The sequence below is a fragment of the Nonomuraea sp. NPDC049758 genome (assembly GCF_040674635.1).
In the GTDB taxonomy this organism is placed as follows: Bacteria; Actinomycetota; Actinomycetes; order Streptosporangiales; family Streptosporangiaceae; genus Nonomuraea.
Genome location: NZ_JBFAMZ010000004.1, coordinates 44,527 through 57,205 on the forward strand (window position 1 = coordinate 44,527; position 12,679 = coordinate 57,205).

Annotated in this window: 12 protein-coding genes and 1 tRNA gene; 10 read left to right on the forward strand and 3 right to left on the reverse strand. The window is 72.2% G+C overall.

The annotated features are described in order from the left end of the window. Positions 1-41: 41 nt before the first annotated feature. Positions 42-1,142, forward strand: coding sequence for an MFS transporter (locus AB0J46_RS11575; RefSeq protein WP_364329732.1), 1,101 nt, complete (start codon positions 42-44; stop codon positions 1,140-1,142). Here AB0J46_RS11575 and AB0J46_RS11580 read toward each other — a convergent pair. After that, positions 1,111-1,734, reverse strand: coding sequence for a hypothetical protein (locus tag AB0J46_RS11580; RefSeq protein ID WP_364330940.1), 624 nt, complete (start codon positions 1,732-1,734; stop codon positions 1,111-1,113). The two genes, AB0J46_RS11575 and AB0J46_RS11580, sit on opposite strands and share 32 nt — an antisense overlap. 20 nt (positions 1,735-1,754) lie before the next feature. Between AB0J46_RS11580 and AB0J46_RS11585 the strand changes: the two genes are divergently transcribed. Then, on the forward strand, positions 1,755-1,946 hold the full coding sequence (locus AB0J46_RS11585) for a hypothetical protein (RefSeq protein ID WP_364329735.1): 192 nt from the start codon (positions 1,755-1,757) through the stop codon (positions 1,944-1,946). Here AB0J46_RS11585 and AB0J46_RS11590 read toward each other — a convergent pair. Continuing rightward, positions 1,922-3,481, reverse strand: a complete 1,560-nt coding sequence (locus AB0J46_RS11590) for an ABC transporter substrate-binding protein (protein WP_364329738.1) — start codon at positions 3,479-3,481, stop codon at positions 1,922-1,924. The genes AB0J46_RS11585 and AB0J46_RS11590 overlap by 25 nt on opposite strands. Before the next feature lie 208 nt (positions 3,482-3,689). Between AB0J46_RS11590 and AB0J46_RS11595 the strand changes: the two genes are divergently transcribed. Together AB0J46_RS11595 and AB0J46_RS11600 are read left to right on the forward strand one after the other, a co-directional pair. After that, entirely contained in the window at positions 3,690-5,534 is a 1,845-nt protein-coding gene (locus tag AB0J46_RS11595) for a nitrate- and nitrite sensing domain-containing protein (protein WP_364329741.1), read from the forward strand. Further along, complete coding sequence (locus AB0J46_RS11600) at positions 5,527-5,883, forward strand: DUF742 domain-containing protein (protein WP_352328721.1); 357 nt, start codon at positions 5,527-5,529, stop codon at positions 5,881-5,883. The genes AB0J46_RS11595 and AB0J46_RS11600 overlap by 8 nt, the downstream gene beginning before the upstream one ends. Here AB0J46_RS11600 and AB0J46_RS11605 read toward each other — a convergent pair. Next, on the reverse strand, positions 5,861-7,267 hold the full coding sequence (locus AB0J46_RS11605; RefSeq protein ID WP_364329744.1) for an MFS transporter: 1,407 nt from the start codon (positions 7,265-7,267) through the stop codon (positions 5,861-5,863). The genes AB0J46_RS11600 and AB0J46_RS11605 overlap by 23 nt on opposite strands. Before the next feature lie 73 nt (positions 7,268-7,340). On the opposite strand from AB0J46_RS11605, the gene AB0J46_RS11610 reads away from it, so the two are divergent. From AB0J46_RS11610 to AB0J46_RS11635, 6 genes are all read left to right on the forward strand, one after another. Continuing rightward, positions 7,341-7,802 (forward strand): MarR family transcriptional regulator, encoded by a 462-nt coding sequence (locus tag AB0J46_RS11610; protein ID WP_364329747.1) that lies wholly within the window; start codon positions 7,341-7,343, stop codon positions 7,800-7,802. 148 nt (positions 7,803-7,950) lie between these two features. Continuing rightward, positions 7,951-8,026: transfer RNA gene (locus AB0J46_RS11615), tRNA-Met, on the forward strand. 22 nt (positions 8,027-8,048) lie between these two features. After that, positions 8,049-8,483 carry an RpiB/LacA/LacB family sugar-phosphate isomerase gene (locus AB0J46_RS11620; protein ID WP_357978224.1) on the forward strand — a complete coding sequence of 145 codons (435 nt, stop codon included), beginning with the start codon at positions 8,049-8,051 and terminating at the stop codon, positions 8,481-8,483. A gap of 10 nt (positions 8,484-8,493) precedes the next feature. Then, on the forward strand, positions 8,494-8,718 hold the full coding sequence (locus AB0J46_RS11625) for a hypothetical protein (RefSeq protein ID WP_352328727.1): 225 nt from the start codon (positions 8,494-8,496) through the stop codon (positions 8,716-8,718). A gap of 83 nt (positions 8,719-8,801) precedes the next feature. Next, positions 8,802-9,965: an amidohydrolase gene (locus tag AB0J46_RS11630; RefSeq protein ID WP_364329751.1), complete on the forward strand. Its 1,164-nt coding sequence runs from the start codon at positions 8,802-8,804 to the stop codon at positions 9,963-9,965. Between the two features lie 27 nt (positions 9,966-9,992). After that, complete coding sequence (locus AB0J46_RS11635; RefSeq protein ID WP_364329754.1) at positions 9,993-12,500, forward strand: Tex family protein; 2,508 nt, start codon at positions 9,993-9,995, stop codon at positions 12,498-12,500. Positions 12,501-12,679: the final 179 nt, after the last annotated feature.

Below are 12,679 nucleotides of genomic sequence, written 5' to 3' on the forward strand. Positions count from 1 at the left end.
CGATCCCACCCAGAACGGGATTTGTCATCGTCGAAGGCGTGATGACGCGTTCGTTAAGCCTGATGATGGCCGCCTCGGTGACCGGGATGCTCGGTTTCTTCCTGCTGTTCTCCACCGTCCCCCTGTACGCGGCGACCGGCGGCTCCGGCGCGTCCGGCGCGGGCCTGGCCACCGGCGCGATGATGCTGTCCACGGTGCTCGCCGAGCTGGCCGTCCCCTGGTTGCTGTCGCGGCACGGCTACCGCGCGGCGATGGCGCTCGGCCTGGTCCTGCTCGGCCTGCCCGCCCTGCTGCTGCCGCTGTCGGCGGAGCTGCCCGTGGTGCTGGCCGTGTCCCTGCTGCGCGGCGCGGGCCTCGGCGTGCTCGTGGTCGCCGGCACCGCGCTCACCGCGGACCTGGTGCCCGCCGAGCGCCGCGGTGAAGGGCTCGGCCTGTACGGCCTGGCCGTCGGCGTGCCTTCGGTCGCCGGTCTGCCGCTGGGCCTGTGGGCGGCCGACGTGCTCGGGTTCGCGCCCGTCCTCGTGGTCGCCGGGCTGCTGCCCCTGGCCGGGCTCGTGGCGGTGACCGGCCTGCCCGCCGGCCGGCCCGTCACGACCGGCACGGGCGGGCGGACGGGCGGGCTGGCCGCGCCGATGCTGGTCTTCGCCTCGGTCACGGTCTCCGTCGGCGTGCTGGTGACGTTCCTGCCGCTGGCGGGCTCGCCGGGACTGGCCTCGGCGGCCCTGCTCGCCCAGTCGCTCGCCACGCCGGCGGCCCGCTGGTGGGCGGGCCGGTTCGGCGACCGCCACGGCCCGGCCAGGTTGCTCGTGCCGGGCCTGCTCGCCGCCGCCGCGGGCACCGCGCTGCAGGCGTGGACGACCGCTCCCGTAGCGGTCGTGGCCGGGATGGCGCTGTTCGGGGCGGGGTTCGGGGTGCTGCAGAACGCGACGCTGACGGTGATGCTCCAGCGCGGCGAGCCGGCCCGCGTCAGCGCCCTGTGGAACCTGGCCTACGACGCCGGGATGGGCGTGGGCGCGACGGGGTTCGGGCTGGTGCTCGGGCACACCGGCTACCGGCTGGGGTTCGTGCTGGCGGCCGCGCTCGTCGTGGTGACGATCCCGCTGGCCAGGGTCAGGCCCGCGTACGCGGCACTCCCACGGTGATCTCGTGGCCGAGGCGGCGGCCGGCCAGCAGCTCCAGGTCGTCGCCGCTCCAGAACCTGCCCGGGTCGTACCAGTTGGGACGCCGGCCGCCGGGCAGCAGGCCCATCTCCTCGTAGGTGACGGCCACGACCTCCGCGCAGTACGCGCTCTCCGGCGTGGCCTCCTTCCTGGCCCGCCGCGGGACCCGGCCCCTGGCCCAGCGGGCGGCCAGCCGGGCGGTGGACGGGAACGGGGTGCCGTCGAGCCGGGCGACCACGCGCAGGGCGGCGTCCTCCATCTCGGGGGTGGCCTGCGGTTCGAGCTGGCGCAGCCAGGGACGCTGGCCGTAGCGGTCGGCCCAGACGGTGACCGCGTCGCGCAGGTCGTGCAGCTGGACCCCGCGCTGGTGGGTGCCCGCCCACAGGTCGAGCAGCGACTTGCCCAGCTCGGCGTGCCACATCATGGGCGGCAGGTCCTCGATCACGATCGCCATGCCCACGTGGTTGACCGGGCTGTTGGTCATCGTCTGGATGGCCCGGTCGGGCACGGACCTCCCGCGGAAGATCCACAGATCGCCGGTCCTGGTCACCTTGACGGCCTCGTCGAGAGTCAGCACATCGCTAGCCTAGGCACATGCGCTGGTGGAAGATGCTCGGTCTGGCGGGAATCGCGGGGGTCGCGGCCACAGGGGTGGTGATCGCGCGCGCCGAACGCAGGCGGCGGGCGTACACGCCCGAGGAGATCAGGACGCGGCTGCGTGCGCGCGTCGAGGCGGCGTCCGAGGCGGCGTCGGAGGCGGCTCAGCCGGACGGGCGCAGCTCGTAGGCGAAGACCACGTCGGGGTAGGCCGGGTTGTCGTCGTACCCCTGGACGCCGCCCAGGTAGGCCCGCTGGTACCGCACCACCCAGGGCAGCGCCGCGGCGGCCCGCACGTCGAGCACGCGTCCGGTGGCCTGCTCGTACGCCGCCTGCGCGGCCTCCTTGTCGGTCACGCTCAGCTCGGGCAGCCCTTCGAGCAGCTCGTCCAGGGTCCTGTCGCGCAGGTAGGCCAGGTTGAACACCGGTGGCTCGCCGCCGCGGAAGACGTTGCCGAACCACGAGTAGCCGTCGGGGTAGTCGGGCCACCAGTACATGACGAAGATGTCCTGGCCGCGTTTCCTGCCCTGCTGCCACTGGGCGTTCCAGGACATGGCGCGGGCGTCGAGCGTGACGTTCAGCCGCTTCAGCTCCGCCGCCAGGCTGGTGGCCAGCAGCCGCTGGTCGTGGTCGCCCTGCGCGTAGGTGAGCCGCAGCCGCAGCGGCCGGCCGGCGGGCCCGTACCCGGCGCGGCCCAGCAGGGCCGCCGCGCCCGCCAGGTCCTGCCGGGGCGCGCGGCCGGCGACGTGGCCGGTCAGCCCCTCCGGGACGATGCCGCCGGCCGGCGCGACCGCGCCCCTGAGCGCCCTGACCAGGCCGCGGTAGTCGACGGCCTTCTGCACCGCGCGGCGCACCCGCACGTCCTTCATCGGGCCGCTCGCGGTGTTGAACAGCAGCATGGCCGTCTGGTACGAGTCCCGCTCGCTGGTACGCACCCCCGGCGTGACCGCGGCCCTGGCGAACAGCCGGGGGCTGAGCCGGTCCACGAAGCTCACCTCGCCGCGGGCCAGCATCCGCCACGCGCGGTCGGGGTCCGGCACGACGCGGTACTTGACCGTGCTGTAGTGCGGCTTGTCCCAACCGCCCCAGTATTTGGGGTACGCCTTGAGCGTCAGCTCCTCCTCCTGGCCCGGATGCCAGGCCGCCACCGTGTACGGCCCCGACCCGGCGTCCCTGCCCGCGCCGAGCCATGAGTGCAGGTCGGGCGCCGCCTGCGTGTCGTAGATGTAGGCCGCGTACCCGGAGGAGGCCACCAGGTCGAGCGGCACGGCGTACTTCAGGGCGAAGGTGACCGTGTTCGGATCCTCGGCCGTGATGGAGGAGACGGCGTCCCAGATGTAGGACGCGCCCGCGCCGGTCTTCATCGTGCGCTCGATCGACGCCTTGACCGCCGCGGCGTCCACCGGCCGGCCGGTGTGGAAGGTGGCGCCCTGGCGCAGCGTGAACGTCCAGGTGCGGCCGTCGGGCGTCGAGCGCCAGGAGGTGGCCAGGCGGGGGGCCGACTTCTTGGTGAAGGGGTTCCAGAGGGTCAGGGTCTCGTAGACGTTCTGGAAGGCGATGAGCTCGTTGGAGTAGGAGCTCGCGGGGTCCCAGTCGGAGATGACGTCCAGGTTCTGCGCGTACACGAAGACCGACTCGGCGGCGGGGGGCCGGGGGACCTCCGTGGGCCCGGAACAGGCCGACAGAAGCGCCAGCGCGGCGGCCGCTGCGAGACGACGGCGCAACGCATCTCCCTCTGTAACCGATTTGGGGGAAACCTACTGCAAGATCACGGACACATGTCCAAAAGTCCCGAAAAATTGGGCAATTGGGTGATCGAATTGCTATCCTCTGGGCTTGTCCCGTCCGGGGTTGCCAGCAGGGGACCGACCGGAGTGAGGTGCCATGGGTCGTAGCCGGACGATCCGCATGAAGATCATCGGACTACTACTCGTGCCTCTGACCTCCATGGTCGTGTTGTGGGGCGTGATCACCGCCGTCACCGCCGGCGAGAGCCTGGAGCTGCGCCAGTACAAGACACTCTGGACGAACCTCCGCCATCCGGCGTACAAGTTGATCAGCGAGCTCCAGCACGAGCGTCTCTCCTCGGCCAAGCTGCTGCGCCGGGCCGCCTCCCAGAAGGACGTGGCCGACCAGCGCACCCGCACCGACGCCGCCAGGGACGAGTTCAGAAAGCTCTCCAGCAACTCCAAGGACCGATCGGAAGAGATCCGTACGCAGGTGGACGCGGTGTACACGCAGCTCGGCAGGCTCGACGCGATCCGGGGTGAGATCGACGACGGCCTGTCCGACCGTCTGCTCGCCGGCGAGGCGTACAACACCGTGATCGACTCCCTCTACGGCCTGCACCGGCGCGTCGCGCTCATCGACGACATCCCGATCTATGAGCAGTCCCGCGTGATCATCGAGCTGGGCTACGCCAAGGAGCTGCTGACCAGGGAGCAGGCCATCGCGCTCGGCCCGGTCACGCCGTCGGAACGCCGGCAGTTCACCCAGATCGTCGGCAACCGGCGCTTCCTCATCGACCAGGGGCTCGGCGAGCTGGACCCGAGCCTGCGCGACACCCAGGTCTCCCTCGTCACCTCCCCCGTCTACCAGCGCATGCGGCTGATGGAGGACCGGATCATCGCCGGCGCCGTGCCGCCGCGCGGCTGGCTGAGCACCACCGAGTCGATCTCCAAGACGTACGCGGAGTCGCTCATGCGGGCCAGCACGCTGCTCAACGCGCGCGCCGACCCCGTGGCCGACCAGGTGCTGTCGCGGGCGTTCATCCTGGCCGGGACGTGTTTCCTGCTGGTCATCGTGTCGATCGTGTTCTCGATCCGGATGGGCAACCGGCTGTCGAAGGAGCTGGGCGCGCTCCGGCTCGCCGCGCTGGAGGTGGCCCAGGAGCGGCTGCCGCACGTGGTGGCCAAGCTGCGCAAGGGCGAGAGGGTGGAGATGCCGGAGTTGTCGGTGGCCACCAGCACGGTCGAGATCGGCGACGTCGGCCAGGCCTTCTCCACCGTCCAGCAGACCGCCGTCGAGGCCGCGATCGGCCAGGCGCAGCTCAGCGAGGGCGTCGGGCACGTCTTCCGCAACCTCGCCAGGCGTTCGCAGGCCCTGCTGCATCGCCAGCGCATCCAGCTGGAGGACATGCAGCACCGCGCCACCGACCCCGAGGCCCTGGACGACCTGTTCCGCCTCGACCACCTGACCACCCGCATGCGCCGCCACGCCGAGGGCCTGATCATCCTGTCGGGCGCCACCCCGGGCCGCGGCTGGAGCAAGCCGGTGCCGCTGCTCGACGTGGCCCGCGGCGCGACGGCCGAGGTGGAGGACTACCGCCGGGTCACCGTCGAGCCGATGTCCGGCCAGCGCCTGGCCGGGCCGGTGGTCGGCGACGTGATCCACCTGGTCGCCGAGCTCATCGAGAACGCGACCGTCTACTCGCCGCCGCACACGCAGGTCATCGTGCGCGGCGAGGAGACCGCCCGCGGCTTCGCCTTCGAGGTCGAGGACCGCGGGCTCGGGCTGAGTGCCCAGGAGCTGGCCGAACTCAACGAGCGGCTGGCCAGCCCACCCGAGTTCGACCTGGCCGACAGCGACAAGCTGGGGCTTTTCGTCGTCTCCCGCCTGGCCGCCAGGCACGACATCCGCGTGACGCTACGCGGTTCACCATATGGAGGGACCACCGCGATCGTGTTGATCCCGGCTGAGCACGTCGCCGATCCGGAACCGGAGGCCGACGTGAAGGAGCCCGCCCGGCCTGTGATGCGGGTGGTGCCAAGTGAGTGACGAGCGCTGGCTGGACGAGGACGCCGGTCCGATCGTCCCGGCCTACCTGCTGACCAGGGGCCGTACGGTGCCCGCGAGCGAGGCCATCGACCTCATCGCGGTCATCGTCACCGCCGGCGGGCTGACGCCTCCGGTGGGGCTCGGGCCCGAGCACCTGATCATCATGCAGAAGTGCACCAAGCCGACCCGGCTGGTGGACGTGGCCGCCGAGCTGAACCTGCCCATCGGCGTGGTTCGGGTGCTGGTCGGCGACCTGCACGCGCGGCAGCTCGTCCAGGTCGAGCTGCCGCCCCCCGCGCCGGACGCCAAGGTGCTGCTGGAAGTGATCAGTGGACTGAAGGCGCTGTGACGGCCCGGCTGTTCAGCATTCCGTAGACGGTGGCGAACACCGCCGCGACCAGCCCGGCCGCCGCGGCGGTGCCGAACACCCACTGAAAGCCCAGGACGCCGGGGCGCGCGGCCAGAATCGCGGCGATGGCCGCGCCCGCCACGCTGCCCCCGACGATGCGCACCAGCGCGTTGACCCCCGCGGCCAGCGCGGTCCTGGACGGCTCGACGTGCTCGACGGCCATCGTGCCCAGCGCGGCGTAGCCGATGCCGAGGCCGATGCCCATGAGGGACGAGGCCACGTACAGGGTGGCCGGGGTGCCGTGTTCGAACGCCAGCCACACCCCCGCGAGCCCGGTCACGCCCGCGCCCGTCGCCACCATGAACGAGGCGGCGAACCGGCGCATGATCCGCCCCGCGAACAGCGAGATGACCAGCATGAACAGGGTGCTCGGCAGCAGGAACAGCCCGACCTGGAGGGTGGAGGCGCCGAAGCCGAAGCCGGTCGCCTTCGGAACCTGGGCGAACTGTGACATGCCGGTCAGCATCGTGAAGAACGAGAACCCGAGCAGCATCGAGGAGACCGTCGCGCCGATCGTGCCCCTGTGCACCAGCATCGACATCTCGACCAGCGGCTCGGCCACCCTGCGCTCGACCAGCACCCACACCACGGCCAGCACGGCGGCCGCGGCGAACAGGCCGAGCACGCCGGGCGACGTCCAGCCCCACGAGCCGCCCTCGCTGATCGCCAGCAGCAGCGCGACCAGCCAGGCGGTCAGCAGCGCGGCCCCGGCGAGGTCGGGACGGCCCTTGCCGGCCGGCGCCACGTCCCGCACGAGGAAGGCCAGGATCACGACGGCCACCGCCGAGATCCCGCCGGTGATCCAGAACACCAGGTGGTAGTCACCGGCGGCCAGCCCGGCCAGGATCATGCCGCCGCCGCTGCCGAACCCCATCGTCGCGCTCAGCACGCCGATGCCGGTCGCGAGCTGCTGCCTGGGCAGCAGGTCGCGGACCACCCCGATCGACAACGGGACCAGCGCGGACACCGCCCCTTGCAGGATCCGGGCGACGATCAACCAGGTCAGCGACGTGGCCAGCGCCGCCATGACCGAGCCCACCACCAGCAGGCCCAGCGCGCCGAGGATCATCGGGCGCCGGCCGTACATGTCGCCGAAGCGCGACAGCAGCGGCGTGGAGACCGCGGCGACCAGAAGGCTGATGGTGAGCGTCCAGCTCACGGCCGAGAGCGAGGCGTGCAGCTCCCGCTGCAGCACGGGAAGCAACGGGACCACCGCGGTGTTCTGGAGGGCGGCGATGGAGGCCGCGAACGCCAGGGAGACCACCGTGGGCCAGGGATTGCGCATCGACGTCTCACGCGCCGCGGGTACGACGGCTGTCGCCATGTCGGCTCCTTTAGATAACTTAGGTAAGTAACCGAGCAATGATGATACATACGTAAGTTAGGTAAGCAAACAGATGGGCGAAGATCTCAACAGGACGGTGTCGGCCTTCCGGCGGCTGGTCGTCACGCTCAACCGCGCCAAGACCCACGAATGGCTCACCGAGGCGGCCGGCATCCGGCTCGACCGGCCCGACGTGCAGATCATCGTCTACCTGCTCGACGCGGGCGAGCCCCGCAGGATCGGCATGATCGCCGAGGGGCTGCAGGTCGAGAGCCCGCACGTGACCAGGCACGTCGCGGCCCTTGAGCAGCGCGGGCTGGTCGAGCGCGTACGCGACCCCGACGACCGGCGGGCCTGGCGCATCGCGCTCACCGAGGAGGGGGCCGAGGTGGCGAGCAGGTGCCGCCGGGTCACCACCGAGTGGTTCGAGGAGGTGCTGTCCGACTGGCCGGAGCCGGAGCGGGTCGAGCTGTCCAGGCTGATGACCAAGCTGTCGGACGACTTCTGCGAGCGCATGCGCGCCCGGTACACCTGAGAAAACGCGTTGCGGGGCCGGGGGCGCGGGCGGCATGCTCGTGCCCATGGTCATCCAGCTGGTCAGCCGGCTCGTCATCCGGCGAATGCGCATGCCGCACCCGTCCGGGGGCTCCCGCCGCTGAGTCGGCGGCCCCCGGCCCGTTCCAGACGGGTGGGGGCGCTGGTGTGCCCGGCGGTTTCATAAGCCGCTCCAGGCGGGTTCGATCCCCGCACCCGTCACCACATTGCTGGTAGAGATGGGCCCATGCGGATTTCGGTGGCGGCGGACAGCAACGACGGGGTGGCCGGGCGCATCGTGGCCGAGCTGCGCGGGCGGGGTCACGAGGTGCTGACCCACGGCGCACTCGACGACGGCGAGCGCGACGACTGGGCGTGGGCCTGCGAGCTGGCCGCCAGAGACGTCGCGGAGGGCCGGGCCGACCAGGCGGTGGTCTGCTGCTGGACGGGCACGGGCGCCTCCATCGCGGCCAACAAGGTGCCCGGCGTGCGGGCCGCGCTCTGCGCCGACGCCTACACCGCCGACGGGGCGCGCAGGTGGAACGACGCCAACGTGCTGGCCCTCAGCCTCCGCCTGACCTCCGACGTCGTGCTCGGCGAGATCCTCGACGCCTGGTTCGGCGGGCGGCCCAGCACCGATCCGGCCGACGTGGCCAACGTGGCGCACCTCGCGGAGATCTAGGCTCTTCGGCATGGACAACTTACGGTGCACGCATTGCGGCGCGGAGGGGCTCGAACCCGGGTTCGTCGCGGACCAGGGTGAGCACTCCCGGGGGTACGCCCGCTGGGTCGAGGGGGCGCTGTCACGCGGGATCTTCGGCGGCGCCCGGCTGATGGGCCGTCCCAAGTGGGAGATCGATGCCTACCGCTGCCGCTCCTGCCACCACCTCGAGCTGTTCGCCACCCGCCCCGACTAGCCTCGTGCGCCGTCGCGGGCGGCTCACGATCCTCACGTCCGGGGGCACGGAAATCGTCGGTGCCGCCCTCTAGGGTGCTGGGCATGACCGACGTGCTGATCCGCGGCGGGCGGCCCTGGGGGCTCGCGTTCCCCGCCGACCTGCTCGTCCGCGACGGCCGCATCCACCGGGTGGGCCCGTCCCTCGACGCGCCCGGCGCCCTCGTCCTCGACGTGTCCGGTCAGCTCGTCCTGCCCGGTCTCGTCGACGCCCACTGCCATCTCGACAAGACGCTCTACGGCGGCCCCTGGATCCCCCACTCGGCCGACGACTCGCTGGCCGGCCGCATCGCCAACGACCTAGGCCGCCGCGCCGAGCTGGGGGTGCCGAGCGCCGAGCGCGCCGCCGCGCTGCTGGCCCGGATGAGCGAGGCCGGCACCACCCACGTGCGCACCCACACCGACATCGACCCGTCCGTGGGCCTGCGGGGCGTGGAGGCCGTGCGCGAGGCCGCCGCCCGCTCCCCCGTCCACGTGCAGCAGGTCGCCTTCCCGCAACACGGCGTGCTCACCAACCCCGGCACCGCCGACCTGCTGGCCGAGGCGCTCCGAGGCGGCGTCGAGGCGATCGGCGGCCTCGACCCGGCCGGCGTCGACCGCGATCCCGTGCGCCACCTCGACCTGATCTTCGGGCTGGCCGACCGGTTCGGCGCGCGCATCGACATCCACCTCCACGACGGCGGCTCGCTGGGCGGCTGGGAGCTGGAGCTGATCACCGAGCGCACCAAGGCGCTGGGGCTCGGCGGCCGGGTCACGGTCAGCCACGCGTACGCGCTGGGCGAGCTCGGCGACGCCGCCCAGGATCGCCTGATCCAGGGCTTCGTCGACGCGGGCGTGGCCATCGCCACCGCCGCCGTCTACAGCTACCCGGTGCCGCCGGTGAAGAAGCTGCACGCCGCGGGCGTCACCGTCGCCTGCGGCCACGACGGCGTCCGCGACCTGTGGGGCCCCTACGGCTCTGGCGACATGCTGGAGCGCGCGATGCACCTCGCCTACCGCAGCGCGTTCCGCCGCGACGAGGACATCGAGCTCGCCCTGGAGGCCGCGACCGTGGGCGGCGCGCTGGCCCTCGGGTTACCCGGCTACGGCCTGGCTCCGGGCGACCGCGCCGACCTCGTCGTGGTGCCCGCGAGCGGCCCCGGAGAGGCCGTGGTCGTTCACCCTCGGCGCACTCTGGTCATGAAAGACGGCGTAGTCCTGCACAATTGACCGGCGGGACCATCGAAAGGCAGGCAAGTGCTCTCTATTCACCAGCGGATCGCGGCAGAGCTCGGCGTGCGCGACGGGCAGGTGCAGGCGGCGGTCGATCTGCTCGACGGCGGCGCCACCGTGCCGTTCATCGCGCGCTACCGCAAGGAGGTCACCGGCGCCCTCGACGACGCGCAGCTCCGCACGCTCGAGGAACGGCTGCGCTACCTCCGCGAGCTCGACGAGCGCAGGGCGGCGATCCTGGAGTCGATCGAGTCTCAGGGCAAGCTCGACGACGAACTGCGCGCGCAGATCATGGCGGCCGAGACCAAGGCCAGGCTCGAAGACATCTACCTGCCCTACAAGCCCAAGCGGCGCACCAAGGCGCAGATCGCCCGCGAGCTCGGCCTGGAGCCGCTGGCCGAGAAGCTGCTCGGCGACCCGACGCTCCACCCGGCCACGGTCGCCGCGGAATTCGTCACCGAGGGCGTGGCCGACGCCGGCGCGGCCCTCGAAGGGGCCAGGGCGATCCTGATCGAGCGGTTCGCCGAAGACGCCGACCTCATCGGCGACCTGCGCGAGCGGCTGTGGAGCCGCGGCCGGCTCGTGTCGAAGGTGCGCGAGGGCAAGCAGGAGGCCGGGGCCAAGTTCTCCGACTACTTCGACTTCACCGAGCCGTTCACCAAGCTGCCCTCCCACCGCATCCTGGCGATGTTCAGGGGCGAGAAGGAGGAAGTGCTCAACGTCGCGCTGGAGCCCGACGAGACCGCCGACTACGAGCTGCGCATCGGCGCCCGGTTCGGCATCTCCGACAAGGGGCGTCCGGCCGACACGTGGCTGGCCGAGACCGTGCGCTGGGCCTGGCGCACCCGCATCCTCGTGCATCTCGGCATCGACCTGCGCATGCGCCTGTGGCAGGCCGCCGAGGACGAAGCGGTGCGCGTGTTCGCCGCCAACCTGCGCGACCTGCTGCTGGCCGCCCCGGCCGGCACCCGCGCGACCATGGGCCTCGACCCCGGCCTGCGCACCGGCGTGAAGGTGGCCGTGGTCGACGCCACGGGCAAGGTCGTCGAGACCGCCACCATCTACCCCCACGAGCCCAAGCGCCAGTGGGACCAGTCGCTGGCCGTGCTCGGCGCGCTGGCCCAGAAGCACGGCGTCGAGCTCATCGCCATCGGCAACGGCACCGCCTCGCGCGAGACCGACAAGCTGGCCGGCGACCTGGTCAAGCTCATGCCGTCGATCACCAAGATCGTGGTGTCGGAGGCGGGCGCCTCGGTCTACTCGGCCTCGGCCTACGCCTCCCAGGAGCTGCCCGAGCTCGACGTGTCGCTGCGCGGCGCGGTCTCCATCGCGCGCCGGCTGCAGGACCCGCTCGCCGAGCTGGTCAAGATCGACCCCAAGTCGATCGGCGTCGGCCAGTACCAGCACGACCTGGCCGAGTCCAAGCTCTCCCGCTCGCTCGACGCCGTCGTCGAAGACTGCGTCAACGCGGTCGGGGTCGACGTCAACACGGCGTCCGCGCCGCTGCTCACGCGGGTGTCGGGCATCGGCTCGACGCTGGCCGAGGGCATCGTGCGCCACCGCGACGAGAACGGTCCGTTCCGCACCCGCACGGCGCTGAAGGACGTCTCGCGGCTCGGGCCCAAGGCGTTCGAGCAGTGCGCCGGCTTCCTGCGCATCCCGGGCGGCGACGACCCGCTCGACGCCTCCAGCGTGCACCCGGAGGCCTACCCGGTGGTCCGGCGCATCCTGAGCTCGGTCCAGACCGACCTCAAGTCGCTGATCGGCAACACCTCGGCCCTGCACACCATCCGGCCGCAGGACTTCACCGACGACACCTTCGGCCTGCCGACCGTCACCGACATCCTGCGCGAGCTGGAGAAGCCTGGGCGCGACCCGCGTCCGGCGTTCAAGACGGCGGCCTTCAAGGAGGGCGTGGAGAAGATCTCCGACCTGGTGGCGGGGATGATCCTGGAGGGCGTGGTCACCAACGTGGCCGCCTTCGGCGCGTTCGTCGACATCGGCGTCCACCAGGACGGCCTGGTCCACGTGTCGGCCATGTCCCACACGTTCGTCAAGGACCCGCGCGACGTGGTCAAGCCGGGCGACATCGTGCGCGTCAAGGTCCTTGAGGTGGACATCCCGCGCAAGCGCATCTCCCTGACCCTCCGCCTGGAGGACGACGGGACCCAGCCGTCCTCGGAGGGCCGCCCGCCCCGCAAGTCGGGCGCCCGCTCGGACGGCTCCCGCAACGAGCCCCGCCGCGACGGCAGCACTCGGGACGGCTCCGCCCCCCGTGGCGAGGGCAGCCGCGACGGCGGCTCCCGCGGCGACGGCCGCGACGGCGGCCGGGGTGACGGTGCTCGCGGCAGTGGCGGTCGTGACGGCGGTCGTGACGGCGGTCGCGGCCAGGGTGGTCGTGGCGACAGCGGTCGTGGCCAGGGCCGCGGCGACGGTCAGCGTGGCGGACAGCGCCGCCAGGACCGTCCGGCTCCCATGGGCGCGATGGCCGAAGCCCTCCGCAAGGCAGGCCTCGGCAACGACAACCGCTGACCTCACCCCCTGACGGCGGGCCGGCCCCACAACCGGCCCCCCGTCAGGGCTGCGCCCCGCCACCGGCCCACCGTCCAAAGCCGGCCCAGCCACCGCCCCCATGAGGCCGCCTCGGGCACCAGCCCACCGTGCAAGCTGACCCAGCCACCTACTGGGCGGGGGGTTTCCGGTGGGGGCGA